The following is a 24,145-nucleotide window of genomic DNA, read 5'->3' as shown; positions in this document are numbered from 1 at the left end:
CGTCCGGTTCTACTGGGTCGGCGCGGCCGGGGCAATGGCCTGCCGGGCACCGGCGCGGCGGTGGCCGGTGCTCAACGGTCCTGGAGCAGCCCGAGGACGTTGCCGTCGGGGTCGGTGACGGTGGCCACCAGGCGGCCGCCCCCGACGTCGTGCGCCGCTTCCTTGACGGTGGCACCCGCCGCGGTCACCTCGGCGAGCTTCGCCTTGATGTCCGGCACGTGCCAGTAGGCGACCGGTGACGTCTCGGACTGCGGCCCACCGGCCGGCACCAGCCCGATCTGCTGTCCGGCGGCCTCGAAGCCGACGTAGTAGGACTCGTCGGACGTCGGCTGCACACCGAGCAGGGCGGCGTACACCGCCTTGGCCTTCGCCAGGTCGGAGACGGGGTGCAGCACGGTCTTGATCCCCTGGGTGGAGGAGTCGGTCATGGTCACTCCAGACGTCGTGGGTCGCGGCGACCCGGGTTGTGTCGGGTACGAGGGCTCCCCGGATGCCCGGGATTTCGCCTCTGACCGTCACCGTAGGCCGACCTCGGTGGCCGACGCTTCTTGATTCCTGATCGGTCCGCACGCGGCGGTGGTCCGCTTCCGGGTTCCCGCGTCCCGGGCGGGCAGGCGGTGAGCCGGTCGATCAGGAGCCGGTTGGTCTCTTCGGGGTGCTCCTGCTGGATCCAGTGGCCGCAGCCGTCGAGGAGGTGGCAGGAGAGCAGACCGGGCAGGGTGGTGGGGAACGCCTTGATCGCATCGGTCATCCAGGTGGTGGAGGCGTCCAGGCCGCCGCCGAGGAACAGGGACGGCCGGGTGACGGGGCCCGTCGAAGCCGGCGAGGTCGGCCCGGTCCCGGTCAGGCCGTGGTCAGGCAGAAGGGGTGCCCGGCCGGATCGAGGAGGACTCGCCAGGCTCCGTCGTTCGGCGGGTCTTCCGGCCTGGTCGCGCCCAGCGTCAGCAGCGCGGCTTCCGCCTCGTCGAGGTCGTCGACCTTGAAGTCCAGATGACTCTGTTGCGGCACGATCTGGCCGGGCCAGCGCGGAGCCTGGTAGTCGTCGACGCGCTGGAAGCCGAAGAAGAGGCCGTCGCCGCGGGTGAGGCCGGCGAAGTCGGCGTCGGACCGGGGGTGCGGCGAAAGCCCCGTCGCCTGCTGGTAGAACGCGGCGAGCGCCTCGGGATCGGCGCAGTCGAGGGTGATCGCCGTCAACTTCATCAGTGGGGGCATGCGAACTCCGTGACGGCCGTGGTGCGGTGGACGCGAACGCGCCGGGCGTCACACGGTAGGGATCGGTGCCCCGCCGCGCGAGCGGATATGCGCGGGCCGACACATCCGTCGCGATGCCGGTTCGCCGCGGGTGGCGCACGGTGCGCGCCACCCGCCGCGAACCGGGCTCGGCTCAGCCCTCGATGCGGTGCTGGGTCCAGAACGAGGTCAGGTCCGTGGCCGTGGCGGCCTGGGCGGCCGCCTTGAACTCGGCCGTGGTCGAGATGCCGTACCAGTGCGACGTGGCGTAGTCCTTGAGGAGTTTGGCCATGACGCTGTCACCGAGGACACGCCGCAGGTCGTGCAGGGCGCACTTCCCGTAGCTGTAGATGACGGTGGAGTACCGGGAGGAGTGGGCGTCCCAGTAGGCCATCGAGTTGGTGATCTTCTCCGCCGTCGAGGCCCACGAGACGCTGTTCCAGCAGCTCGTGCCGGTCTTGTTCTGTGCCAGGTCGGTGGCGTAGTCGGTGAACGCCTCGTCGAGCCAGGGGGTGTTGTACTCGTCGTCGCCGACGATGCCGTACCACCACTGGTGCCCGATCTCATGGGTGAGCGCCGTCGTGCTGACGAGGTCGAGGACGAACCCCGGGTATTCCATGCCGCCGAACCAGAAGCTGTTGTCGATCACCGCGTCCAGCTCGCCGTACGGGTAGGCGCCGAACCGGGCCGCGTGGGCGTCCACAGCGGTCTTCGCGGTGCTGAGCATCGACTGCGAGTCGGCTGAGCTGATGCCCGAGACGGAGTAGATGTTGATCGGGGTGCCGGCGGCGGAGGTGCCGGAGATCTTGGTGAACGGGCCGGCCGCCCACGCGAAGTCACGGACCTTCGACGCGGTTGCCGTGGTGATCGTGCGCCCGCTGGTGCCGGGGGTGTCGACCGAGGCGCCGGTGGCCGGCGCCAGCAGGGTGCTCGGGTGGTCCAGGGTCACCTTGAAGTCGGAGGCCAGGGAGTAGAACGACTCACCGTTGTTGGTGTAGGGGTCCAGGTGCCAGCCGGCCCCGTCCTTGACCGCGAGGACCGGCAGGGCGTTGCCGATCATGTTGAAGGCCCCGTCATGGCCGAACCGGTCGGCGCCGCTGGGCACGGTGATGCCCAGGTCGTAGCCGATCGTGGCGCTCTGCCCCTGCGCCAGGGGAGCGGGCAGGGAGATCTGCAGGGCCGTGCAGGCGACCGAGAGGGCGCCCGCGGTGCCACCGGTGACGTTGCTGACGGTGATCGGCATGGCGGAGCAGGTGCCGTGGTAGTTGTCCCACAGCCTCAGGTACACCTCGCTCAGCGGGGTGGAGGAGGCGTTGGTGAAGGTCGCACTCTCGTGGCCGGTCCAGACCGTGCCGCTGGTGTTGCTGCTCAGGCTGACGGTGTAGGAGGGCGACGCCGGTGTGCGGGTGGAGTCCGGGGGCGGGGTCGTGCCACCGGAGGTGTCGAGGGCGAGGTCGTCGAGTACGAAGCTCGTCTGGAGGCTGGAGTCCTCCGTGCCGGTGAAGGCGACGTTCACGCTCTGACCCGCGAACGAGGAGACGTCGAAGGACTTCTGCGTGTAGCCGGTGTTCTTGTCCAGGTTCGAGTACGTCGCGAGCGTCGTCGTGCCGATCTTCGCCGTGAGCTTGTCGTACTTGGTGGACGAGGTCGTCTCGGCGGTGTCGATGTGCAGCCAGAAGGTGAGGGTGGCGGTGCTGCACCCGGACGGGATCGTGACGCTTTGCGAGAGCGTGTCCGTGTGGGTGGTGCCGACACCGTTCAGCCAGGCGAAGTGCGTGCCACCGTGCGGGGTCTGGCCGGCGCGATTGGTGATCACGCTGGTCGACGACTGGCTCCAGGGCGAAGTGCCGCTTTCGAAGCCTCCGTTGGCGACCACCTGGGCCGGTGTGCAGGCGGCGGCCGCGCGAACGGTGGGGGTCGCGGCGGTCGCCGAGGCGGCGGGGAGCGAAGCGGCGGCCAGCGCGGCGACGGCGAACACCGTCGCGGTGAGGGCCTTGTGGGGGGAGGGTCTCACACGAAACTCCTTTGAGGCGGCCGGGATTGCGGCCTGCTCGGTGGCCTCCCGGCGGCGTGGGTGTGCCGGGGGAGGCCGCGGGCTGTGCGCAGAGCTGGTAGATCGCAGAGAGGTGACGCGGCCGTCCTTCCCCGGGTCGGGACGACGACTGCGGGCAGCTTGCCAGATGTGACCGGAGCATGCCATCAGGCGCAAGTAAAGTGTTGGTGCTTCCGACGGGTCTCGGCCGCGCCGGTGCGCGGCGAGCCCCGGTGGCACCGGCAGCGGGCGCCCATGCCTGCGCGGCCCTCGTCGGGGCGTTGCTCGCGAGAGCGTTCGGCGGTTGGTGGGGCGGTGCCTCAGGAAGGCGGGGTCGCCGCGGTCTCCTCGGCCGGCGCGTCCTCGTCCGGGTCGTGCTGCAGCCCGTGCCGCAGGCCGAGCACCGCGACGATCGCGGCCACCGCCATGATGCCGGCCATGGAATAGAGGACGGTGCGCATGGAGTAGGCGAAGTCCAGGCGGATGAAGGCCGGGATGGTTCCGGTACCCGGGCCCTGGGACTGCGCGTACCTGTCGGCGAGCGTCGTCGCCTGGTCGTGCGGCGTGCCCTGGGCGACGAGGGAGGACGTGATCCCCGAGCGGAACCGGGAGATCTGGGCCGTGCCGAGGACGGCCAGGCCCAGACTGGCGGCGTAGTTCCGCACGGTCTGGGTGATGCCGGTCGCCTCCCCGTACGACAGGCGCGAGGCGCGGTTCACCGCGTCCGTACTGGCCGGGCCGAGCATGAACCCCATGCCGGCGCCGGACAGCACCACGCACCAGACCTGCGACCCGAAGTCCAGGTCCACGACCTTGCCGGCCCACCAGTAGAAACCGATGGCGGCCAGGACGCAGCCCAGGACCACCGGGCGCTTCGCGCCGGCGCGGTCGAGCATGCGCCCGCCGATCTGCGCGGCGACCGCGAAGCCGAGGAAGAAGTAGAGCAGGTACAGGCCCGTCTGCTGCGCCGTCTCTCCCAAGGCGATCTGGGCGTACTCACTGGCGAAGAAGAACACGGGAACGAAGACCAGCATCGAGATGCCCAGGACGAGGTTCTGCACCAGAAACGGCCTGATACGGAAGATCCGCACCTGCATCAGCGGCGACGCGGTTCGCCGCTCCACCAGGACGAAGACCACGAGCAGCAGGGCGCCGCCGGCGATGCACAGCCAGATCCCGGGGTTGCCCCAGCCCCAGATCGGCGCCTGCTGGAAGCCGAACACGCTCAGCGCCACACCACTCGCGATGAGCGCCAGCCCGCGGTAGTCCATCGGCGCCGGACGGTGCTCGGTCTGCGGGCGGGACAACAGGATCAGCCAGAGGGCGATCAACGCCACCGGGATGTTGACCCAGAAGATCGCCCGCCAGGTCCACTCGGTCAGATATCCGCCCAGGATCGGCCCGATGGCCGTCAGCCCGCCGGCGATGCCGAAGAACAACGCGAGCGCGCGCCCGCGCTCGCGCAGCGGATACGTCTGTACGACGATCGCGAGCGCGGCGGGGAACATGATCGCGCCGCCCGCGCCCTGCAGGGCCCGGAAGGCGACGATCCACGCCTGGGCCGCTCCGCCTTTCGGGGTGAGCCCGCACATGGCCGACGCGCCGGCGAACACGATTACGCCGAGCAGCACCATCTTGCGGTGGCCCAGGGTGTCCGCCAGCCGGCCGCCGAAGGCGAACAGTGCCGCGAGGGAGAGCAGGTAGGCATTGACGGCCCACTGCACCCCGGTGCTGCTCAGCCCCAGTTCCCTCTGGATCTCGGGCACCGCGATGGACACGATCGTCTGGTCGATGAATGTCATCGCCACGGCGAAAATCATCGCGGTGAGGACGAGGCCCTTTCTCCCGTCACCGCCCGCGGCACCCGGAACAACCATGATCACTCCTCGGCTCGATGACCTATTGTGCGGTTTCCTCCCGAGTCACGCCCGGTGGGCACGCCGGTCGGCCGGGGTGGCGGGGGGCCGACGGACGTGGTCGACGGGAGTGGCGGGTGTGATGCTGGGGCCGTGACGGATCAAAGCGGAATCGCCATCGTCAGCCGGCTCGGCCAGAGTCCCGCGGCGGACGCGGAGGTGTCCGGACTGCTGGCGGCCTACCACCTGCGGACGGAGGAGGAGAAGGGCAGGGCCGTCGACGGCGTGGGCGAGCTGCCCGAGCGCTATCGAGCGGAGATCCTGACGCCGCGGGCCGCCTTCGCGAACGACGTGGTACTGGTGGCCGTCGATGGTGCGGGCAAAGCCGTTGGCTGCCTGGTGCTCACCGCCCCTGTCGGGAAACGGTCGGAGATCAAACGGCTCTGGACCGACCCGTCCTTCCGGGGTCGAGGTGTCGCCTCCGCGCTGATGGATGCCGCGCTCGCGCGCTGCGCGCGGGACGACATCAGCACGGTGGAACTGTCGGTCTGGAAGTGGCGCACGGGCGCCGTCGACCTGTACGGGCGGCTCGGCTTCGCCGTCGCCGAATCCTGGGACGAGCGGGGCGATCTGGTGTGCATGCGGCGCGCCGTGTGAAAACCACCGGGCGTATACCACCCGAACTCTCCTTGCATGGCCATGCGTAATTATGCATACTCTTCCTATGTCAAAGGTCCTCACCTCCCTCCCCGCCGGCGAGCGCGTCGGCATCGCCTTCTCGGGCGGCCTCGATACCTCGGTCGCGGTCGCGTGGATGCGCGACAGGGGCGCCGTCCCCTGCACCTACACCGCCGACATCGGCCAGTACGACGAGCCCGACATCGCCTCGGTGCCCGGTCGTGCGAAGACCTACGGCGCCGAGATCGCGCGTCTGGTCGACTGCCGTGCCGCGCTGGTGGAGGAGGGGCTGGCCGCGTTGACCTGCGGGGCGTTCCATATCCGCTCGGGTGGGCGGGCCTACTTCAACACCACGCCGCTCGGCCGCGCGGTCACCGGCACGCTGCTGGTCCGGGCGATGCTCGACGACAACGTGCAGATCTGGGGCGACGGCTCGACCTTCAAGGGCAACGACATCGAGCGGTTCTACCGCTACGGCCTGCTCGCCAACCCGCACCTGCGGATCTACAAGCCCTGGCTGGACGCGGACTTCGTGACCGAGCTCGGTGGCCGCAAGGAGATGTCGGAGTGGCTGGTCGCCCATGACCTGCCCTACCGCGACAGCACGGAGAAGGCGTACTCCACCGACGCCAACATCTGGGGTGCCACCCACGAGGCCAAGACCCTCGAACACTTGGACACCGGCGTGGAGACCGTCGAGCCGATCATGGGCGTGCGGTTCTGGGACCCCTCCGTCGAGATCGCCACCGAGGACGTGACGATCGGCTTCGACCAGGGCCGGCCGGTGACCATCAACGGCAAGGAGTTCGCCTCCCCCGTCGACCTGGTCATGGAGGCCAACGCCATCGGTGGCCGGCACGGCCTGGGCATGTCGGACCAGATCGAGAACCGGATCATCGAGGCGAAGAGCCGCGGCATCTACGAGGCGCCCGGCATGGCCCTGCTGCACGCCGCGTACGAGCGCCTCGTCAACGCCATCCACAACGAGGACACCGTCGCCCAGTACCACAACGAGGGACGGCGCCTCGGCCGGCTGATGTACGAGGGCCGCTGGTTGGACCCGCAGGCGCTGATGGTGCGCGAATCCCTGCAGCGCTGGGTGGGCGCGGCCGTCACCGGCGAGGTGACGCTGCGACTGCGGCGCGGTGAGGACTACTCGATCCTCAACACCGCCGGCCCGGCGTTCAGTTACCACCCGGACAAGCTGTCGATGGAGCGCACCGAGGATTCGGCGTTCGGTCCGGTGGACCGGATCGGCCAGCTCACCATGCGCAATCTCGACATCGCCGACTCGCGCGCCAAGCTGGAGCAGTACGCCGCGCTCGGCCTCATCGGCACCGCGAATCCCGCCATCGGTGCCGCCCAGGCGGCCGCGACCGGGCTGATCGGCAGCATGCCGGAGGGCGGCGCCGAGGCCATCGCCTCCCGCGGCGATGTCTCCGACGACGACGAGATGCTGGACCGCGCCGCGATGGAGTTCGGCACGGACTAGTGCTCTGACCGGCCCTGTCGGACGGGCCGGCCGGGCGCCCAGCGCGTCGGGCCGGCCCGTTTCCGTTGTTCGGGACCAGGTGTTGTGACGCCCCTGTTGCCGGAACTGTGGCCTCCGTCACGGCAGTTGCGATCTTGCACTGATGGAGTGGGCCAATGGTGTATCTGCTTCTGCTGCTCATCGTGATCGGCGCGATCGCCGTCTGCGGTTTCGTCGGCTACGGCTTCGGCAGCCTCGGCCGGGCCGGGCTGGGGCGTCCCGGTCGCCAGGGGTGGCTCCGGTCCATCGCCGCGCTGCTGTTCGCGTTCGCGGTCGCCGTGTACACGTGGGGCCTGCTCTGCGCGGCGGGCGCAGCGCTGGGTGCGGAGGACCACGGGGCCGGCTCCTCGCCGATGCTGCCCTGCCGCTCGGCGGGCGATGAGCGGGCGATGCACGTCGTGGACTACACCGTGCAGTTCGCGCCGCTCCGTTTCGTCTGCGAGACGAACACCGGTGGGGACTACGCGTCCGACGACGTTCCCCTCTACCTGAACCTGATCGTGCTGGGCTCCGGGCTGGCCGCCGGGGCCTGTGCCGCGGCCGCGACGACCAGTCTCAAGCGACCCGCGGAGGCGGGATCAGCCGGCCAGTAGGTCGTCCAACTCCGCGTTGAAGAGCAGGGCGGGGTCGAACCCCATCCCGGTGAAGTGACCGGCCAGCTCCAGGGACAGGACGCCGTGCAGCCGCGTCCAGAACCGCAGGGCGCGGTGGAGGGCGGTGGCGGGCGCGGGATGGCCGTCGGCCCACTGCCGGTGGTCGTCGAGATGTGTGGCGAACGGGGACGTGGGCCCGCCGGTGGGCAGCGCGTCGCAGGCGTCGAGCAGGGTCGCCATCGTCGCGGCCGCGATCTCGGTGACGTCGTCGGGCGCGTGGTAGCCGGGCACGGGTGTGCCGTAGACGAGGAAGTAACGCTGGGGGTCCTCGACGGCCCAGGTACGCAGGGCGTGCGCCAGGGCGGTGACGTCGGGGCCGGGCGCGGAGGCCGCGCGGAGCGTGTCGGCCAGGCTCCGGTACGCGTCCCGGATCAGTTCGGTGATCAGCTCGTCGCGGCCGGCGAAGTAGCGGTAGAGCGCCGGCCCGCTCATGCCGATCTGTTTGGCGATCGCGTTGAGGGAGAGCGCGGTCGCGCCCGAGGCGGCGATCTGTTCCCATGCGTGTTTCTTGATGTCCGCACGTACTTGGGTGCGGTAGCGCTCGCGCGGGGTCGTCGGGCCCGTGTCCGTCATGCCTGTCACCGTCCGCCCTCCTGGTTACACAGTCATTGGTTAGTTAGAACCTATCACAAACGTTCTTGACACTCGCTGTCGTTCTGCGTTACAACTTCTAACGAAAGCGAAAAGCCATAACGGTCGAAGCAGCGCGATGGAGGTCGTCATGAACGCCGAGGGACTTGTCGAAGTGGTTCTGCCGGGCAAAGTGGAGCCGGAAGGGTTGCAGATCCGCCACGGAGCAGTCCCCGTCGTGGGCCCCGGCCGGCTGCTGATCCGCATGGAGGCCACCGGCGTCTCGTTCGCCGAGCAGCAGATGCGCCGCGGCCGTTACTACGACCAGCCCCCGTTCCCCTTCGTGCCCGGTTACGACCTGGTCGGCACCGTCCAGGCCACCGGCGAGGGTGTCGAGCCGGGCCTGGTGGGGACCCGGGTGGCCGCGCTGGTCAAGGTCGGCGGCTGGGCCAGCCACGTGCTCGTCGACGCGGCCGACGCCGTGCCGGTGCCCGACGGGATCGACGCGGCGCAGGCCGAGACCGTGGTGGTCAACGGCATCACCGCCTGGCAGATGCTGCACCGCACGGCGCGGGTCCGCTCCGGGCAGACCATCGTCGTCCACGGCGCCAACGGCGGCGTCGGCTCGGTCCTGGTCCAACTCGCCCACGCCGCGGGCGTGAAGGTGATCGGCACGGCCTCCGCGCGCCACCACGACGCCCTGCGGGAGCACGGCGTCACTCCCGTCGACTACCGCACCCAGGACGTCGCCGCGCGGATCCGCGAACTCGCACCCGCCGGAGTGGACGCCGTCTTCGACCACGTCGGCGGTCGCAGCGCGGTCGACTCCTGGCGCCTCCTCGCACCCGGCGGCACGCTCGTCTGCTACGGCAGCGCCTCCACTCGGGATGAGGAGGGATCCAAGCAGTTGCCGGTGCTGAAGCTGCTCGGCCGTGTGTGGCTGTGGAACGCGCTGCCCAACCGGCGCCGCGCCTACTTCTTCAACGTCTGGGCCGGGCGGGCGCTGGCCAAGAACCGCTTCCGAGGCCGGCTGCGCGCCGACCTCACCGAGGTCTTCGGCGCCCTCCAGCGCGGCGACATCACCGCGCAGATCGCCGCCCGACTGCCGCTCGCCCGCGCCGCCGAAGCGATGCGCCTGGCCGAGTCCGGAACCGTCGCCGGGAAGATCGTGCTGCACCCCTGACGCGACCCGCCGCCGTTGTCTCCCGCGACGCGGGAGGGGTGACGCAGGTCACATTCGTTCCGGTCACATCTGCTCGAGCCGAACCGTCAGAGAGATGTAACCAGCACAGCAGCAACGGCATAGGAGTGCATCATGGAAGCTCGCTTGAACCTCTACGGCAACCCGGTCGCGGCCAAGTTCTTCAAGTACATCAACTCGGCGGGTAAGGCGATCTCGGACTCGACGCTGCCGGCCGCGACGCAGGAACTGGTGAAGATCCGCGCCAGTCAGATCAACGGCTGCGGTTTCTGCCTCGACATGCACACCAAGGACGCCGCCCACGCCGGGGAGACCGCGACGCGCCTCAACCTGGTCGCGGTCTGGCGCGAGGCGAAGGTGTTCACCGACGCCGAGCGCGCCGCTCTGGAACTGACGGAGCAGGGCACCCGCATCGCGGACGCGGCCGGAGGTGTGCCGGACGACGCCTGGGCGAACGCAGCCAAGCACTTCGACGAGGACCAGCTCTCCGCCCTGGTCGGCCTCATCGCCCTCATCAACGCCTACAACCGGGTGAACATCCTCGTCCAGCAGCCCGCCGGCGACTACCAGCCCGGCCAGTTCGACTGATCGCAGCGGCACGGCGGGGGCCCTGTTCGGGCCCCGGCCGTGTCTCACAGGCTGAGGGCGTCCTCGGAGTTGTTCATCCACGCGGTCACGGAGTTCTTGTCCGAGACGTACAGGCCGGGAGTCGCGGCCTTGAGTGGCGTCTGTGCCAGATCGGACTCGGTGTCCATGGTCATCGCGATCATGTTGACGGTCTTTCCCCCGCCGTCCTTGACGCCGCCCATGAGCCCGGCGTAGGCCGACTTGCCCGGCTCGAGCCTGAGCGCGTGTTCGATGCTCGGGGCCGAGCCCCGCTTCGTGGCCTGACCGTCCAGATCGCCGAAGGTCACGCTCGGGTGGCCCAGTGCCGTGCACGCCTTGCTGCCCTTGTTGGTGATCTTCAAGAGGTAGCTGCTGGTCGTGGGCTCCGCCAGGGAGGCGGTGAACTTCAGGTCGTACGTGCTGCACGGGAACACGTCGTAGTCCGGGTCGGGCGACGAGCCGCCGCTGCCGCCGGACGAGCCCTTGCCGCCGGACGAGCCCTTGCCGGGGGACGCGGCCGGCTTCGCCGGCTTGGACGGCGTAGCGGACTTGCCCGGGCCGGTGGACTTCGTCGGGCTCGCGGTAGGCCCGTCGGTCCCGCCCGCGTGGTCGTCGGAGGGTCCGCAGGCGGTCAGGGCCAGCGCGGACACGGCGGTGAGGACGACGGCGGCTCTGCGAACGGTGCTCATGTGGTGTTCCCCCCGATGAGGAGCGCGAAGGCGCGCTCGGCTGAGAACCACCGTCCCGCAGAACCTTCACAGCTTGGTGACGGCGCGTTGCCGACTCGACCACGATCGCCGGAGCGACCGGCCCGCACACGACCCGGCACAGCTGTCGGGGCGGGTACGCCGCCGGTTCGCCCCGGTACGGTCCGAAGTCCACGGGCCCATGACCGGCTACGCCGCAGACACCGATTTCGCTCCGATCAGCACGCGGTACCGCTCCCGTGCCGCGAAGTCGGCCAGAGCCCAGACGGCCGGGTGTCCGACCTCCGCGCACAGATGCAGGACCGCGTCATCCTCGACGCAGACGCCGACGTGGGCGCCGTACGGATCATGGGTTCCGTTGAAGAGGAGCAGGTCGAGCGGCTGGGCGACCGGCACGCGCACGGTGGCTGCCGTGTCGTCCCACAGGTCGCTGGAGCGCAACGGCGGCGGTGCCAGGCCGAAATGGCGGAGCACCTCGTACGCGAAGAGTTGGCAGTTGGCGCCCGCCGCGAGGCCCGGCAGGCGGCTCACGGCTGCCGACCCGGGAAAGCGGGAACCCACATGGGGAACAGCCCAGAAGTGCGCCGGGAGCCGGGGGAGGAGCGGCCCCGTGTCCCGTGTCGATCGCAGGGGCTGGTCCGGGTCGGTCATGGCCATCACTTTCGCATGACGCGCGATCGCCGGGCCATCGGTCGTCCGCCGGGCCGGTCAGCGGCCGTCTTGGGTGGCCGGTTGCTCACGGAGGACGGTGCTCAGGGGAGTGGGCTCGCGGCCGAGCAGCGTGGCCAGTGCGGGGTCGACCGCGGCGAACTCGCCGGCGCGGCTCGCGGCGAAGACGCCCAGCAGTTGGTTCGCGGCCTCGGCGGGGACACCGTGGCCCACCAGTTGCTCGCGGAACCGGTCATCGGTGGTGGTGGTCCTCGTGACGGCGCGGCCGGTGCTTTCGGTGGCGATGGCCGCGATGTCGTCGAAGGTGAGCGCGGGCCGGCACATCGCCCATGGCCACGAGTATGCGGCGGGGACGGCCCGCGCGGCCTGCCCCTGCCAGGGATAGGCGGAGCCGGGGCTGGTTGCCCCTGGCCGACCGCGCCCACAGTGGGGTCTCAGGCAGCCGGACCGGAGTCCTCCGAGCCGGGTACGCCGACATCAGGACCGCACCACGACACCGTCCACGACGCTGGGAGGAAACGTGTCACAGAAGTTCGCAAGGAACGTACTGCCGGCCACCCTCGCGGCGGCCTCCCTCACCGTCGGTTGGCCCGGCTCGGCAACGGCTGCCACGGCACCGATGTCCCACGCGCACATCACTCGGCACTTCGACCTGGCCGGCGGCCGGATGCCGGAGAACATCGCCTGGGAACCGAACGGCGGCATCGACGTCTCCGACGGACCAACACCTCCGGGGCCCGGCACCCGCCGGGGCCCGGCACCCGCCCGACCCACACCTCAGGGAGACCCCGTGAGCATCACCGTTCCGCACCAGGACACCGCCCCCGAACACCTCGACCCCGCGGACTTCCGCTTCACCAGGAAGACGTGGCTGGCGGCCACCCCGCCGGAGGTCTACGGCCTGGTGAGCGATGTGACGATGATCAGCATCTGGAGTCCGGACGTGAGCGAGGTGCGCTACGACGACGGCGCGGGTCCCCGGGTCGGCGCCTGGTTCAGCGGGCGCAGCCGGCGCGGCGATCGGGAATGGACCAGCCGTTCGCAGGTACTCCAGGCCGACCCCGGCGACGCGTTCGCGTTCGTCGTGGACGGCCTCGTCCGGTGGCGCTGGACCTTCAGCCCGCTCGGCACCGGCACCGTGGCGGAGCAGTCCTGGCAACTGCTGGGCCTGGACCCGGTACTGGGCGGCACGCGCGCGGAACTGGAGGCGCTGCGCGCGCACATGGCGGACGGCGTGGAGAGCACGCTGGTCGCCCTGGGTCGCTGGGTCGCCGAGAACGGCGGCAAATGGGCCCGCCGCTCGTAGCGGGCGGTCGGGAGGGACGGCCGGCGTCCGGGCCGTTCACTCCCTGCCCACGGCGCGGCGCGGGCCCATCTGGCCGATGAGGATGCCGCCGTCGACGGGGAGGCTCACGCCGGTGATCCAGGCGGCGTCCGAGGAGGCCAGGAACGCCACCGCCGCCGCGATATCGTCGGGCAGGCCGACCCTGCCGAGCGGGTAGTGCGCGGCGATGACCCGCAGGTCGTCCTCGCGTCCCGCCCACGCTTCGGTGTGGACCGTGCCGGGGACGACCAGGTTCACCCGGACCCCGCGGGAGGCCGCGTGGCCGGCGAGGGTCCGGGTGAGGCTGCCCAGGCCCGCCTTGGCCGCGCTGTAGGCGTGGTTGCCGAAGTCCTGCTCGCCGTTGACCGAGCCGATGCTGACGATCGCGCCCCGCCGGTCCGGGGCGGCCGCGAGGTGGGGGAGGGCCGCGCGGGCGCAGCGAAAGGCGCCGCTCAAGGTGATGTCGAGGTCGCGGGCCCACCCCTCGTCCGCCTCGTCCTCGAAGAGCGGGACGTCCGGATGGCAGGCGTAGGCATTGTTGACCAGCACGTCCAGGGTGCCGAACCGCTCGACCGCGTAGGCGACGGCGGCCTCGATCGCGGTGCGGTCGGCCACGTTGCAGGGCAGTGCCTCGGCCGTGCCCGAGGACTTCCGGATGTCGGCCGCCACCGTCTCGGCGAGGTCCCCGTCCAGGTCGGTGACCAGGACCTGTGCGCCTTCGCCGGCCATGCGCCGGGCGGTGGCCGCGCCGATGCCGCGACCCGCTCCGGTGATCAGTACGCCGTATCCCTCGAAACGTCTCATGCGCGGCTGACTACCCGTCCCCCGGCACCATTGAACTGCCGGGGCTCATGTTCCGCTGTGTGCATGAGCGGTAACGCTTCGCATCCACGGCTTCCGCGCATGTTTGAGCTCTTGACATGACCAATTCTGCTCGATTTACTTCCGGGCAACGCCGGAACGGAGTATTCGGCGCCAGAGGTACGCCTAGCCGGTAGACGGCCCACGAGCCGAGAGCCCGGACAAAGTCGCCAGGATCGCTGTCAGCGTCCGAGGCGGGGACGTACCCTCCCATCATCTGGAGCCCGATGATGCGCATCACCCGCCTCCCTTCCCGCTGGTATCTCGCCGCGCTCACGGCCGCGGCCGCCGCGATGATCACTCCACTGTTGACGGCTCCCGAAGCCGCCGGTGCGCCCGCCTCGGTGTCCCCGCCGCCGGCCCACGCGGGATTCGACTACCAGATCGGCGCGGCCTACACCCCGCCGGCCGGAGTGCGGGTCGTCACCCGCGACCATGAGGCGTCCCCCGCGGCCGGGCTGTACAACATCTGCTACGTCAACGCCTTCCAGGTCCAGCCGGGCGCGGAAGGTCAGTGGGATTCCGACCTGCTGCTGCGCGACGGCAGCGGCAAAGTCGTCTACGACGACGGGTGGGGCGAGGCACTGCTCGACCTGAGGACCGCCGACAAGCGGCAGCGCGTCGCCACGAAGGTCGGCGGCTGGATCGACGGGTGCGCGAACAAGGGTTTCCAGGGCGTCGAGCCCGACAACTACGACAGCTACACCCGCTCCAAGGGACTGCTCAGCGTCGGCGCCGCCAAGTCCTACATGACGTTGCTGGCCGCGCGCTCCCACGCCCGGGGGCTGGCCATCGCGCAGAAGAACACCGCGGAACTGGCAGGCTCGCGCGCCCAGATCGGACTGGACTTCGCCGTCGCCGAGGAGTGCGGCGCCTACTCCGAATGCGGGGACTACACCGCCGCGTTCGGCAGCAACGTGATCGTCATCGAGTACACGAAGAAGGGCCTGAGCAAGGCCTGCGCCGGATGGGGCGGCCAGTTGAGCATCGTGCGCCGCGACGTGGACGTCTCGCCCGCCGGCAGCAGCGGATACGTCCGCCAGACCTGCTGACCGTCGCGCGACCCGTCGCCCCACCCGCTCGCTCTTCCGGCTTCTGGAGGTATCGATGGCGCTCGGCCCTCACCGTCCCGCCCGGCCGTCGCGTCGCAACGTCCTGCGGCGCGGCAGCGGTGCGGCGTTCGGCGCCGCGGCCGCTGCGCTGCTGCCCGGATGCGGCGTCGGGTCCGACGACGGCGTCGGACCCGACGGGCGCGTCACGATCGAACTGTGGCACGGCCAGACGGATACCGGCCGGGCGGCGATCGAGGCGCTGGTGAAGGAGTTTCACCGCACCCATCCGGGCATCCGCGTCGATTTCGGCGGCGGGGTCCTGGCCGACGTGATGCTGCAGAAGGTGACCGCGGCGCTCGCTTCCGGGTCGTACCCGGACGTGGCCTACGTCTTCGGCTCCGACCTCGCCGGTATCGCCCGCAGCCCCCAGGTGGTGGACCTGACCGACACCGTCCGCTCCGGCCCCGTCCCCTGGACCGACTACTGGGCGCCGGCCCGCGAGGCGGTCACGGTCAACGGGCGCGTGCGGGCGGCTCCCGCACTGCTGGACGCGCTCGCCGTGGTGTGCAACAAGAAGCTCTTCCACGACGCGGGCGTGCCGCTGCCCGAACCGGGGTGGACCTGGCAGGAGTTCCAGGAGACCGCCAAGCGACTGACCGACCCGGGGCGCGGCGTGTTCGGCACCGGGTGGCCCGGCGTGGGCGACGAGGACACCGTGTGGCGCCTGTGGCCGATGGTGTGGGACCTGGGCGGTGAGGTCATCGCCGCGGACGGGCACGGCATCGGGTTCGCCGACGCCGGGGTCCGCGCCCTGGAGACCGTACGGGCACTCGCCCGCGACCGGAGCGTGTACATCGACCCCAAACCCGGCAGTGAGCAGATGTACCAGGTCTTCGCCTCCGGTCGGATGGCCATGGTCGCCACCGGCCCGTGGCAACTGCCCGACATCGCCCAGGCGGACATCGACCACCACGTCGTGCCGCTGCCCAGCTACAGCCGCCGCCCGATGACCATCTCCGGGCCCGACACCTGGACGGTGTTCGACAACGGCACAGCCCGGGTGCGGGCCGCCCGCACCTTCGTGAGCTGGCTCATGCAGCCGCGCCAGGACGTGAGCTGGGACGTCCAGGCCGGCAGCCTGCCGCTGAGCCGGAGCACCCAGAGCCTGCCCGAGTGGCGGGCGCAGGCCGCCAGGACCAACGGCCTGCCGGTGTTCACCCACGCCCTGGAGTCCGCGCGGGTCCGGCCCGCGCACCCCGCCTATCCGCAGATATCCGAGGCACTGGGAGAAGCCGTCGTGGCCGTGCTGCTCGGCAGGAGCAGTCCCGAAGCCGCCCTGCGCCGCTGCGCGGACCAGGCCAACGCCGCCCTGCTCATCCCGCGTTGAGGAGCCCGCATGACCCGTCTACCCGCCCCCCTCACGCTCTCCGACGCCGTCCGCACGCCGCGCCCGCGCCGCCGCGGACGCCTGCGCGAGTCCGCGACCGCCTGGGCGTTCATCTCGCCCTCGGTCCTGGTCATCCTCGGGCTGAGCATCGTCCCCGTCGCCTGGTCGCTGCTGCTGTCCTTCCAGGCGGACGACCTGGTCACCCCCAGCCGCTGGGTCGGTCTGGACAACTACCGGGCACTGCGGCACGACCCGCACTTCAGCCAGGCGGTACGCAACACCGTGGTGTACACCGCGCTGTACGTCCCGCTGAGCATCGGTCTGGGCCTGACGCTGGCGCTGGTCCTGAACCGGCGCATCCGGCTCGTCGGCCTGTACCGCACCCTGATCTTCGTACCGTTCGTCATCTCGGCCACGGCCCAGGGCGTGCTGTTCTCCTTCATCCTCGACCCGCAGTTCGGCGCCGCCAACTCCGCCCTGCACGCGCTGGGCATCTCCTCCCAGGGGTTCCTCACCGACCCCGGCCAGGCCCTGCTCGTGCTCGTCGCGATCTCGCTGTGGAGCGGCACCGGGTTCTGCGTGGTGGTCTACCTCGCCGCCCTGCAGGACGTCCCGCCGTCCCTGCTCGAAGCGGCCCGGCTGGACGGCGCCGGCCGCCGGCACCTGCTGCGCCACGTCGTCCTGCCCACGCTCACGCCGGTCAACGTCTTCCTGCTGCTGTGGCAGACCATCAACGCCCTGCAGGTCTTCGACCTGGTGTACGTGACGACCAAGGGCGGACCGCTCGGCTCCACCACCGTGATCGTCTACTTCATCTGGGAGCAGGCCTTCAAGAACTTCACCGCCGGCTACGGTGCGGCGGCCGCCTACGTTCTGGCCCTCGCACTGTTCCTGGCCACCGCCGCACGGCACGTGATCCGGCGCCGCGGGCCCGCCCGCCTGCAAGGAGCCTCCCGATGACCGCGACCTCCACCCTCCCCGCCGCCACCGGGCACCCGCACGAGGCGGTGCCGCGCCCCGCACGCCGCTCCCGGGTGCGGCTGCCGTTCAGCGCCTGGCACCTGCTGCTCGCCCCGCTGGCCGCGCTCTTCGCGATCCCGCTGATCTGGCTGCTGCTCAGCTCCGTGATGAGCAACGCGGAGATCAACCGGTTCCCGCCGGCCCTGTGGCCCTCCCACATCGACCTGGGCGGCTACCGCTACGTGCTGGGCAACGCCATGTTCCCCCGCTGGTTCGCCAACTCGCTCATCGTCTCGACGGTCGCGGTCCTGTCCAATCTGCTGTTCGGCTCACTCGGCGGCTACGCGTTCGCCCGCATGCGGTTCGCCGGTTCCCGCACCCTGCTGTCGCTGATGCTCGCGACGATGGCGATCCCGTTCCAACTGACCATGATCCCCACCTTCCTCGTGATGAAGCGCCTGGGCCTGATCGACACCTTGGGGGCCCTGGTCGTCCCGTCCCTGGTCACCCCCTTCGCGGTGTTCCTGCTGCGGCAGTTCTTCCTGTCCTTGCCCCGGGAGCTGGAGGAAGCGGCGTGGATCGACGGCTGCTCCCGGCTGAAGGTGCTGTTCCTGATCGTCCTGCCGCTGTCCCGCCCCGCACTGAGCACGGTGGCCGTCCTGACGTTCCTGTCCACCTGGAACGACCTGTCCTGGCCGCTGATCGCCATCAACCACGACACCCACTACACCCTGCAGCTGGGACTGACGACCTTCCAGGGCCAGCACCACACGCAGTGGGCGGCGGTCATGGCGGGCAACGTCATCACCGTGCTCCCGGTCCTGCTGGCGTTCCTCTGCGCACAGCGGTCCTTCATCACCTCCATCACCTCCAGCGGCCTGAAGGGCTGACCCCGGCCACCGGCCACCGGCCGCCCGCCGATCCGGCGCGCGCACACCTTTCCGCGACCACAGGAAGCCACATGCCCGACACCTTCGACCTGCTCGTCATCGGGGACGCCAACCCCGACGTGATCCTCGGCCCGCTCGACGCCCCCCTGGCCTTCGGTCAGCGCGAACAACTCGTCACCACCGGCCTGCTCACCCTGGGCGGCTCCGCCGCCATCATGGCGTGCGGCGCGGCCCGGCTGGGGCTGAGGGTCGCCTTCGCCGGACGGATCGGGGACGACGACGCCGGACGCTTCGTGCGGGCGTCCCTGGCCTCCCGGGGCGTCGACACCGACGCCCTGCGCCTCGACCCGGAGCTGCCCACCCCGCTCACGACGGTGATCACCCGCGGTGGCGACCGGGCGATCCTCACCGCCCCCGGCACCCTGGCCGCCACCGGCGGCGACGACATCCCCTCCGCGCTGCTCGCCGACTGCCGGCACGTGCACGCCGCCTCGTACTTCCTGCTGCCCCGACTCGCCGACGCCCTGCCCGATCTGCTGCGCACCGCACGCGAGCACGGCGCCACCACCTCGCTGGACACCAACGACGACCCCGCCGGGCACTGGACGCGCCCCGGCCTGGACGCGGTACTGGCCGCCACCGACATCCTGCTGCCCAACGCCCGGGAGGCCCGAGCCCTGGCCGGCCCCGAGGCGGCCACCCTGGACGCCGCCGCCGCACGCCTCGCCTCGCGCGGACCCCTGGTGGTGGTGAAGGACGGCGCCAACGGCGCTCTCGCCCACGACGGCCGCACCCTGCTGCGATCCGCCGGAACCCCGGTCACCCCCCGGGACACCGTGGGCGCGGGCGACAGCTTCGACGCCGGCTACGTCGCCGCCGTCCTGGCCGGCCTTCCGGCCGCCGCCGCCCTCGACTTCGCGGCCGCCTGCGGCGCCCTGTCGACGCGGGGCCACGGCGGCACCACCGCCCAACCGACCTGGGACGAAGCCCTGGCAGCCATCACCCGCAATGGAGAGAACCCCGCATGACCACCTGCAAGATCGCGTTCATCGGTGCCGGAAGCGTCGTCTTCACCCAGGGATTGCTGGCGGACCTGTTCGCCTTTCCCGAACTCAAGGACGCGCACATCGCGCTGCACGACATCGACGCCGACCGCCTGGCCACCGCCCACGGGGCCGCCCGCCACATCGCCGGCGAACGCGGAGCCGCCCCGCGCATCACCGTCCACGCCGACCGGCGGGCGGCCCTCGACGGCGCCGACTTCGTCATCAACATCGTGCAGGTCGGCATGGGTGAGTCGACCCGCACCGACTTCGCCGTCCCCGCCTCCTACGGCGTGCGCCAGACCATCGGCGACACCCTCGGCGTCGGCGGCATCTTCCGCGCGCTGCGCACCTTCCCCCTGCTCGCGTCACTGGGCCAGGACATCAAGGAGCTCTGCCCCGACGCCTGGCTGCTGAACTACACCAACCCCATGGCCATGAATGTCCAATACCTCACCCAGGCCACCGGCCTGACCCGTGTCGTGGGCCTGTGCCACTCGGTGTACTGGACCATGCGCGACCTGTCCGACCTGCTGGGCGTGGAGTACGAGGAGGTCTCGTACCGCGCCGCCGGTGTCAACCACCAGGCCTGGGTGCTGCGTTTCGAGCACGACGGCACCGATCTGTACCCCCGGCTGGACGCCCTGATCGCCGACGACGCGCAACTGCGCCGCCGGGTCCGCGTGGACATGTACCGGCGGCTGGGCTACTACCCGACCGAGACCAGCGAGCACTCCGCCGAGTACGTCCCGTGGTACCTGCACCACGCCGAGGAGATCGAACGGCTGCGGCTGCCGGTCGGCGCGTACCTGGACATCGTCGACGCGAACGCCGCCGAGTACGCGAGGACCCGCGCCGCGCTGGCCACCGGAGCCCCGCTGCCCGTCGAGGGGAGCATGGAGTACGCCCCGCAGATCATCCACAGCATCATCACCGGTACACCGCGCACCGTGTACGGCAACGTGCCCAACCACGGCCTGATCGACAACCTGCCGTCGGACGGCACCGTCGAAGTGCCGTGCCTCGTGGACGCGCTGGGCGTCCAGCCCACCCGCGTCGGCCCGCTGCCCGCCCAGTGCGCCGCACTCAACCGCACGTACCTGAGCATGAACGATCTCGTCGTCCGCGCCGCACTGCACGACGAGCCGCGCCACATCCGGCAGGCCGCCATGACCGACCCGGCCACCGCCGCGGCCCTGCCCGTCGAACGCATCTGGGACCTGTGTGACGACATGGTGCGCGCCCACGCCGACCTGCTGCAACCGTCCTTGCGCGCGACCCTGGGCCACTGACGGGGGGCTGCGGGGGCGCAGGTCCGCGGCGCCGAGGGGACGGGCGGTGCACGGGTGTCCGCGGGGTGGCGTACCGTTACTGCTCGAACACGCGAACCCGACGGCCGCTGCGACCCGAGCGAGCCCGCCGACAGGGGCCGACCACTCCTGCCCACGGCGCCCGCGAGGAGGAGCAGCCATGTGGTGGCAGCGCCGCGATCCCATGGCGCCGGGCGCACTGCGCCGGGAGTGCCGCCGCATCCTGCGCGACATGCCGGTGCCCGACCCCTTCACCATGGCCGGGTTCATCAGGAACATAGAAGCCGAGCGGGGCCGCCGGATCCGCCTGGTCGAGTTGCCCGCCGACGTTCCGGGTCAGACCGGCGCCTGCGGCCTGTGGGTGAAGCACCGTCAGCGTCCCCTGGACCTGATCCTGCACGTCCAGGGGACGACGAAGTTCCACCGCAAAAAGATCATCTTCCATGAGTTGTGTCATCTGTGGTGCGAGGACGGATCCGGCGCGGAGAAGGGACAACTCGCGCTGCTCTTCCCCGGCATGCCCCCCGAGATGATCGACAGGTTGCTCGCCACCGGCCAGGTCCTGGCCCGCAGCGGCTATGCCACCCATGCCGAGGCCCGAGCCGAGACACTGGCCGATCTCCTGCACCACGAGACCCGTCACGCCCGGATCACCGGCGATGTGACGCTGCGCAATCTCGACGAAAGCCTGTCGCGGCCCATCGCGGGCCCCCGCCGCACGAAGCCGCAAGAAGGTGCCCCCTCATGACGGACGTCATCGCCTACGCCATCATCGCCCTACTGCTCTTCCACGCGGTGTGGCGGATACCGGCCGCGCTGCGCGGGCGGTCCCGGGAACGGTCGCTGTGGGGCGCCTTCGCGGCGCTCGCCGTCGCGTGGCTGCTCCGCACCGGCCTGGGCAGGGCCGTCATCGACCACCTGGGCGTCGTCGACCTCGCGACGCTGCTCAAGCACGTCATCGCCATCGCCGGCATCTGCGTGCTGCTCCGCTACGTCACCGCCGTCGACGGCGACGTGGCCGCGTCCGACGGCGCCGCCCTGCGACGGGTGCGCGTCACCGCGACCGTGCACCGCGTCGCGACCCGCGCGTCGCTGGCCACCGTGCTCACCATGGCCGCGGTCTTCTTCCTCGTCCTGGACCGCACGCACACCGAGAGCCCGTACTTCATGGCCCGCCACGCCGGAGAGGTGGGACTGGCGCTCTACATGGGCCTGTTCTACCTCTACACGGCCGCGGCCGCCGCGGTCTGCGCCTACCAGTGGGGCGGCTCCGCCCGCCGGGCGCGGCGCTGGACGCTCAGGATCGGCCTGACGATGATGGCCGTCGCGATGGCCCTGGCCGTGCTGTACGCCGTCGTGCGCACCGCCTACTGCGCGCTCATCACGGTCCACACCGTCTCCGCGCACTTCATCACCGTGCAGGAGGACGTGACGGACGCCATGCTCTACCTGGTGTTCCTGCTGTGGGCCGTGGGCGCGATCGCCCCGGCCACCCAGGCCCTCGTCGACCGCCGAAAGGCGAATCGGGCGCTCACCGCCCTGTACCCCCTGTGGCGCGAACTGGCCCTCGCCGTCCCCCCGGTCATCCTGCGCGCGCCCAGCGACCTGCTGCCCGGCCACCGCTTCTCCGCGCGCCTGAACCGGGCGCGGGACCTCAGGAAGCTCTCGCCGCCGCCCGCCCTGCGGCTGGAGCGCTACATCACCGAGATCAGCGATGTGCAGCGCACGTTGAGCCACTACGCGACACCGGGCCTGTACGCGCGGGCCACGGCACTCGCCGACCGGCAGGGCCACGCCGAGGACGAGGCCCGGGCCGTCGCCGACGCCTACTGGATCAGGAGCGCGCTGGTCGCCATGGCCGCCGGTACGGCGGCGCACAGCGCTCCGGTCGACGTGCCTCCCGCCGACGACGACTTCGACGTCCAGGTGGAGCGGTTCGTGCGGACCCGGGCCGCCTACGACCGCACCGACCCGGAGGCCGCCCGAGCCCTGCTGTCGAGCAACGCGACCGTGTAAGGATCGCCCCTGCCATGAGAGAAAGCGTGAACAGCACCGATATGACCGACAACAACGCCCGCCCCACCGTCTCCGCCGGCCTGCTGTGCTTCGACGAACACGGGCGCGCCCTGTTCGTGAACCCGACCTACAAGCCGTTCTGGAACCTGCCGGGCGGCCATGTCGAGCAGGGCGAGACGCCCGCGATCGCCGCGGTGCGGGAGGGCCGGGAGGAACTCGGCATCGACGTGGAACTCGGGCCGCTACTCGCCACCGCCTGGATCACGGTCCCCGGCCGCGGTGAGCAGGTGATGTACGTCTTCGACGGCGGCGAGCTCAGCGCCGGGCAGCAGGCGGCGATCACGGTGCAGGAGAGCGAGCTCAGCGAGCACGCCTTCTTCGCCACCGACCACATCGATCCGGCGGTCGCCCCGCCGCACCTGCTCGGCCTCCTGCAGAGCGCGTTGCGCGCCCGTGCCGGGGGTGGCGTGGAGTACCTGGAGATCACCGTCTGACCGGACCCGCGTCGCGCGCGTCAGTCCAGATCGGCGTCGGTTCCCACGCCCGGCAGCTTGCCGTCCTCGATGTCGTCCAGCAGGTCGTTGAGGAAGGACACCAGCCGGGTGTTCAGCGCGCCCCCGCCGCCGCGCGTCGCCATGGTGCCGACTTCGCCGCGGCGGAACGACGCGATCAACTCCAGGTTGGCGGCCAGCTCACGCACGGCTTCGTCGTCTGGCCGGAAGAACTGCGGCGGAGCGTGGTAGGCCGCCGCGAGACCGGCCAGGATCTGCGGTGACGCGTCCGTGCGGGCGCCGGTGCGCAGGTCGTGCACGTCGCTCTCGGAGACCACGGTGCCGCCCGCCTGGGCGTTGACGACCCGCGCGATCTCCACGTCGGCCGGCGGTGTCTGCCCGCCCTGGTACGTGTGCTCGACCATGAAGGCGATCTTCTCGGACAGGGTGCGCGGGTCGCGGCGGCGCTCATCCGGCGGCGTCGGGGGGAGGGGCGCGTCGTTGCCGAAGGACCGCTCCTGCGCCGCCAGCAGTTCCTCGACACCCACCCCGTACGCATCGGCCAGAGCCTCCGCGTAGGCCGCCCGCAGGCGGCGCACGCCCCGCTCGGCGTTGGCGACGGGCCCAGCGCTCTTGGTCCCCAGGACGTCCTTGGTCTGGTACTGGGAGTATCCGGCGTCGCACCGCAGATCGGCGAGATCGGGCCATCCCTCACGAGGGAACAGGGCGTCCAGATCCGCTCCGAGGGCGGCCGCCAGCGCGGGCAGCCTGTCCCCGTCCGGGCAGGACTGTCCGGTCTCCCAACTGGCAACGGTCGGGTCGGCGATGCCGAGCGCCTTCGCGACCTGACTTTGGGTCAGGTCGGCAGCACGGCGCACCGCGCGGACGCGGCGGCCGTCGAAGTGACGAGAAGGCATTCAGCTGCTCTCCGACTGCTGGTCTGTCGTAATAGGAAGACCTTAGCCACTTGATCCGTTCGTTGAAACAAGCTAACTTCGATTCGGCGAACTGGGGGGCGGGAGCGTCCGCGAAGCCCGTCGGGCCCGCCCACGCGGCACCGCGTTCGCGACACAGCACA

The 24,145-nt window shown here is 70.9% G+C and carries 25 protein-coding genes and 1 pseudogene; 15 read left to right on the top strand and 11 right to left on the bottom strand.

Annotated elements, in window-relative coordinates:
* Nucleotides 1-71 precede the first annotated feature (71 nt).
* From M2266_RS00650 to M2266_RS00630, 5 genes and pseudogenes are all read right to left on the bottom strand, one after another.
* Complete coding sequence (locus tag M2266_RS00650) at nucleotides 72-428, bottom strand: VOC family protein (protein ID WP_277436278.1); 357 nt, start codon at nucleotides 426-428, stop codon at nucleotides 72-74.
* Between the two features lie 197 nt (nucleotides 429-625).
* A pseudogene (locus tag M2266_RS00645) lies at nucleotides 626-845 on the bottom strand (alpha/beta hydrolase); the annotation flags it as partial.
* Nucleotides 844-1,212, bottom strand: coding sequence for a VOC family protein (locus M2266_RS00640; protein WP_277436277.1), 369 nt, complete (start codon nucleotides 1,210-1,212; stop codon nucleotides 844-846). The pseudogene M2266_RS00645 and the gene M2266_RS00640, both read right to left, overlap by 2 nt.
* Before the next feature lie 172 nt (nucleotides 1,213-1,384).
* Nucleotides 1,385-3,244 carry a M1 family aminopeptidase gene (locus tag M2266_RS00635; RefSeq protein ID WP_277436276.1) on the bottom strand — a complete coding sequence of 620 codons (1,860 nt, stop codon included), beginning with the start codon at nucleotides 3,242-3,244 and terminating at the stop codon, nucleotides 1,385-1,387.
* 338 nt (nucleotides 3,245-3,582) lie between these two features.
* On the bottom strand, nucleotides 3,583-5,139 hold the full coding sequence (locus tag M2266_RS00630; RefSeq protein ID WP_277436275.1) for an MFS transporter: 1,557 nt from the start codon (nucleotides 5,137-5,139) through the stop codon (nucleotides 3,583-3,585).
* 132 nt (nucleotides 5,140-5,271) lie between these two features.
* Here M2266_RS00630 and M2266_RS00625 point away from each other — a divergent pair, with 132 nt between their 5' ends.
* The 3 genes from M2266_RS00625 to M2266_RS00615 all read left to right on the top strand — a co-directional run bounded on the left by M2266_RS00625 (nucleotide 5,272) and on the right by M2266_RS00615 (nucleotide 7,920).
* Entirely contained in the window at nucleotides 5,272-5,775 is a 504-nt protein-coding gene (locus M2266_RS00625; protein WP_277436274.1) for a GNAT family N-acetyltransferase, read from the top strand.
* A gap of 67 nt (nucleotides 5,776-5,842) precedes the next feature.
* Entirely contained in the window at nucleotides 5,843-7,288 is a 1,446-nt protein-coding gene (gene argG, locus M2266_RS00620; RefSeq protein WP_277436273.1) for an argininosuccinate synthase, read from the top strand.
* Between the two features lie 155 nt (nucleotides 7,289-7,443).
* Complete coding sequence (locus M2266_RS00615) at nucleotides 7,444-7,920, top strand: hypothetical protein (protein ID WP_277436272.1); 477 nt, start codon at nucleotides 7,444-7,446, stop codon at nucleotides 7,918-7,920.
* Here the strand turns inward: M2266_RS00615 and M2266_RS00610 are convergent.
* Nucleotides 7,906-8,553: a TetR/AcrR family transcriptional regulator gene (locus tag M2266_RS00610; protein WP_277436271.1), complete on the bottom strand. Its 648-nt coding sequence runs from the start codon at nucleotides 8,551-8,553 to the stop codon at nucleotides 7,906-7,908. The genes M2266_RS00615 and M2266_RS00610 overlap by 15 nt on opposite strands.
* 148 nt (nucleotides 8,554-8,701) lie before the next feature.
* Between M2266_RS00610 and M2266_RS00605 the strand changes: the two genes are divergently transcribed.
* Both M2266_RS00605 and M2266_RS00600 read left to right on the top strand, forming a co-directional pair.
* The gene (locus tag M2266_RS00605; protein WP_277436270.1) at nucleotides 8,702-9,733 is read left to right on the top strand and encodes a medium chain dehydrogenase/reductase family protein; all 1,032 of its coding nucleotides are present in this window, start codon (nucleotides 8,702-8,704) and stop codon (nucleotides 9,731-9,733) included.
* A 132-nt stretch (nucleotides 9,734-9,865) separates the two neighbouring features.
* Nucleotides 9,866-10,339 carry a carboxymuconolactone decarboxylase family protein gene (locus tag M2266_RS00600; protein ID WP_277436269.1) on the top strand — a complete coding sequence of 158 codons (474 nt, stop codon included), beginning with the start codon at nucleotides 9,866-9,868 and terminating at the stop codon, nucleotides 10,337-10,339.
* Nucleotides 10,340-10,383: 44 nt separating this feature from the next.
* Here M2266_RS00600 and M2266_RS00595 read toward each other — a convergent pair whose 3' ends face one another.
* The 3 genes from M2266_RS00595 to M2266_RS00585 form a co-directional block, all read right to left on the bottom strand.
* On the bottom strand, nucleotides 10,384-11,046 hold the full coding sequence (locus M2266_RS00595; RefSeq protein WP_277436268.1) for a DUF4232 domain-containing protein: 663 nt from the start codon (nucleotides 11,044-11,046) through the stop codon (nucleotides 10,384-10,386).
* 207 nt (nucleotides 11,047-11,253) lie between these two features.
* Nucleotides 11,254-11,715, bottom strand: a complete 462-nt coding sequence (locus M2266_RS00590) for a hydrolase (protein WP_277436267.1) — start codon at nucleotides 11,713-11,715, stop codon at nucleotides 11,254-11,256.
* A gap of 57 nt (nucleotides 11,716-11,772) precedes the next feature.
* Entirely contained in the window at nucleotides 11,773-12,057 is a 285-nt protein-coding gene (locus M2266_RS00585; RefSeq protein ID WP_277436266.1) for a hypothetical protein, read from the bottom strand.
* Nucleotides 12,058-12,253: 196 nt separating this feature from the next.
* Here M2266_RS00585 and M2266_RS00580 point away from each other — a divergent pair, with 196 nt between their 5' ends.
* Entirely contained in the window at nucleotides 12,254-13,039 is a 786-nt protein-coding gene (locus tag M2266_RS00580) for an SRPBCC family protein (protein WP_277436265.1), read from the top strand.
* Between the two features lie 36 nt (nucleotides 13,040-13,075).
* Here the strand turns inward: M2266_RS00580 and M2266_RS00575 are convergent, their stop codons facing one another.
* Entirely contained in the window at nucleotides 13,076-13,861 is a 786-nt protein-coding gene (locus M2266_RS00575) for an SDR family NAD(P)-dependent oxidoreductase (protein WP_277436264.1), read from the bottom strand.
* A 350-nt stretch (nucleotides 13,862-14,211) separates the two neighbouring features.
* On the opposite strand from M2266_RS00575, the gene M2266_RS00570 reads away from it, so the two are divergent.
* From M2266_RS00570 to M2266_RS00530, 9 genes are all read left to right on the top strand, one after another.
* Nucleotides 14,212-14,970, top strand: a complete 759-nt coding sequence (locus tag M2266_RS00570; RefSeq protein WP_277441017.1) for an endo alpha-1,4 polygalactosaminidase — start codon at nucleotides 14,212-14,214, stop codon at nucleotides 14,968-14,970.
* Nucleotides 14,971-15,025: 55 nt separating this feature from the next.
* On the top strand, nucleotides 15,026-16,357 hold the full coding sequence (locus M2266_RS00565; protein ID WP_277436263.1) for an ABC transporter substrate-binding protein: 1,332 nt from the start codon (nucleotides 15,026-15,028) through the stop codon (nucleotides 16,355-16,357).
* 9 nt (nucleotides 16,358-16,366) lie between these two features.
* Nucleotides 16,367-17,317 (top strand): sugar ABC transporter permease, encoded by a 951-nt coding sequence (locus tag M2266_RS00560; protein ID WP_277436262.1) that lies wholly within the window; start codon nucleotides 16,367-16,369, stop codon nucleotides 17,315-17,317.
* Nucleotides 17,314-18,207 (top strand): carbohydrate ABC transporter permease, encoded by an 894-nt coding sequence (locus tag M2266_RS00555; protein WP_277436261.1) that lies wholly within the window; start codon nucleotides 17,314-17,316, stop codon nucleotides 18,205-18,207. Before M2266_RS00560 ends, M2266_RS00555 begins: the two co-directional genes overlap by 4 nt.
* 71 nt (nucleotides 18,208-18,278) lie before the next feature.
* On the top strand, nucleotides 18,279-19,235 hold the full coding sequence (locus M2266_RS00550; RefSeq protein ID WP_277436260.1) for a carbohydrate kinase family protein: 957 nt from the start codon (nucleotides 18,279-18,281) through the stop codon (nucleotides 19,233-19,235).
* Nucleotides 19,232-20,542, top strand: a complete 1,311-nt coding sequence (locus tag M2266_RS00545; protein WP_277436259.1) for an alpha-glucosidase/alpha-galactosidase — start codon at nucleotides 19,232-19,234, stop codon at nucleotides 20,540-20,542. The genes M2266_RS00550 and M2266_RS00545 overlap by 4 nt, the downstream gene beginning before the upstream one ends.
* A 178-nt stretch (nucleotides 20,543-20,720) precedes the next feature.
* Nucleotides 20,721-21,308 carry a hypothetical protein gene (locus M2266_RS00540; RefSeq protein ID WP_277436258.1) on the top strand — a complete coding sequence of 196 codons (588 nt, stop codon included), beginning with the start codon at nucleotides 20,721-20,723 and terminating at the stop codon, nucleotides 21,306-21,308.
* Nucleotides 21,305-22,576 (top strand): MAB_1171c family putative transporter, encoded by a 1,272-nt coding sequence (locus tag M2266_RS00535; RefSeq protein WP_277436257.1) that lies wholly within the window; start codon nucleotides 21,305-21,307, stop codon nucleotides 22,574-22,576. Before M2266_RS00540 ends, M2266_RS00535 begins: the two co-directional genes overlap by 4 nt.
* A 14-nt stretch (nucleotides 22,577-22,590) precedes the next feature.
* Nucleotides 22,591-23,070: an NUDIX hydrolase gene (locus M2266_RS00530; RefSeq protein WP_277436256.1), complete on the top strand. Its 480-nt coding sequence runs from the start codon at nucleotides 22,591-22,593 to the stop codon at nucleotides 23,068-23,070.
* Between the two features lie 20 nt (nucleotides 23,071-23,090).
* Here the strand turns inward: M2266_RS00530 and M2266_RS00525 are convergent, their stop codons facing one another.
* Entirely contained in the window at nucleotides 23,091-23,984 is an 894-nt protein-coding gene (locus M2266_RS00525) for a helix-turn-helix transcriptional regulator (RefSeq protein ID WP_277436255.1), read from the bottom strand.
* Nucleotides 23,985-24,145 lie beyond the last annotated feature (161 nt).

The organism is Streptomyces sp. SPB162, from assembly GCF_029504575.1.
GTDB lineage: Bacteria > Actinomycetota > Actinomycetes > Streptomycetales > Streptomycetaceae > Actinacidiphila.
The sequence above is the reverse complement of the archived record's forward strand: the minus strand, read 5'-3'. Positions and strand labels throughout refer to the sequence as shown.

Excerpts from the sequence above, each read along its gene's own strand:
- M2266_RS00650 (WP_277436278.1), bottom strand. The coding sequence starts at position 428 with ATGACCGACTCCTCCACCCAGGGGATCAAGACCGTGCTGCACCCCGTC.
- M2266_RS00640 (WP_277436277.1), bottom strand. The coding sequence starts at position 1,212 with ATGCCCCCACTGATGAAGTTGACGGCGATCACCCTCGACTGCGCCGAT.
- M2266_RS00630 (WP_277436275.1), bottom strand. The coding sequence starts at position 5,139 with ATGGTTGTTCCGGGTGCCGCGGGCGGTGACGGGAGAAAGGGCCTCGTC.
- argG (WP_277436273.1), top strand. The coding sequence starts at position 5,843 with ATGTCAAAGGTCCTCACCTCCCTCCCCGCCGGCGAGCGCGTCGGCATC.
- M2266_RS00615 (WP_277436272.1), top strand. The coding sequence starts at position 7,444 with ATGGTGTATCTGCTTCTGCTGCTCATCGTGATCGGCGCGATCGCCGTC.
- M2266_RS00610 (WP_277436271.1), bottom strand. The coding sequence starts at position 8,553 with ATGACGGACACGGGCCCGACGACCCCGCGCGAGCGCTACCGCACCCAA.
- M2266_RS00605 (WP_277436270.1), top strand. The coding sequence starts at position 8,702 with ATGAACGCCGAGGGACTTGTCGAAGTGGTTCTGCCGGGCAAAGTGGAG.
- M2266_RS00600 (WP_277436269.1), top strand. The coding sequence starts at position 9,866 with ATGGAAGCTCGCTTGAACCTCTACGGCAACCCGGTCGCGGCCAAGTTC.
- M2266_RS00595 (WP_277436268.1), bottom strand. The coding sequence starts at position 11,046 with ATGAGCACCGTTCGCAGAGCCGCCGTCGTCCTCACCGCCGTGTCCGCG.
- M2266_RS00590 (WP_277436267.1), bottom strand. The coding sequence starts at position 11,715 with ATGACCGACCCGGACCAGCCCCTGCGATCGACACGGGACACGGGGCCG.
- M2266_RS00585 (WP_277436266.1), bottom strand. The coding sequence starts at position 12,057 with ATGTGCCGGCCCGCGCTCACCTTCGACGACATCGCGGCCATCGCCACC.
- M2266_RS00575 (WP_277436264.1), bottom strand. The coding sequence starts at position 13,861 with ATGAGACGTTTCGAGGGATACGGCGTACTGATCACCGGAGCGGGTCGC.
- M2266_RS00570 (WP_277441017.1), top strand. The coding sequence starts at position 14,212 with ATGATCACTCCACTGTTGACGGCTCCCGAAGCCGCCGGTGCGCCCGCC.
- M2266_RS00565 (WP_277436263.1), top strand. The coding sequence starts at position 15,026 with ATGGCGCTCGGCCCTCACCGTCCCGCCCGGCCGTCGCGTCGCAACGTC.
- M2266_RS00560 (WP_277436262.1), top strand. The coding sequence starts at position 16,367 with ATGACCCGTCTACCCGCCCCCCTCACGCTCTCCGACGCCGTCCGCACG.
- M2266_RS00555 (WP_277436261.1), top strand. The coding sequence starts at position 17,314 with ATGACCGCGACCTCCACCCTCCCCGCCGCCACCGGGCACCCGCACGAG.
- M2266_RS00550 (WP_277436260.1), top strand. The coding sequence starts at position 18,279 with ATGCCCGACACCTTCGACCTGCTCGTCATCGGGGACGCCAACCCCGAC.
- M2266_RS00545 (WP_277436259.1), top strand. The coding sequence starts at position 19,232 with ATGACCACCTGCAAGATCGCGTTCATCGGTGCCGGAAGCGTCGTCTTC.
- M2266_RS00540 (WP_277436258.1), top strand. The coding sequence starts at position 20,721 with ATGTGGTGGCAGCGCCGCGATCCCATGGCGCCGGGCGCACTGCGCCGG.
- M2266_RS00535 (WP_277436257.1), top strand. The coding sequence starts at position 21,305 with ATGACGGACGTCATCGCCTACGCCATCATCGCCCTACTGCTCTTCCAC.
- M2266_RS00530 (WP_277436256.1), top strand. The coding sequence starts at position 22,591 with ATGAGAGAAAGCGTGAACAGCACCGATATGACCGACAACAACGCCCGC.
- M2266_RS00525 (WP_277436255.1), bottom strand. The coding sequence starts at position 23,984 with ATGCCTTCTCGTCACTTCGACGGCCGCCGCGTCCGCGCGGTGCGCCGT.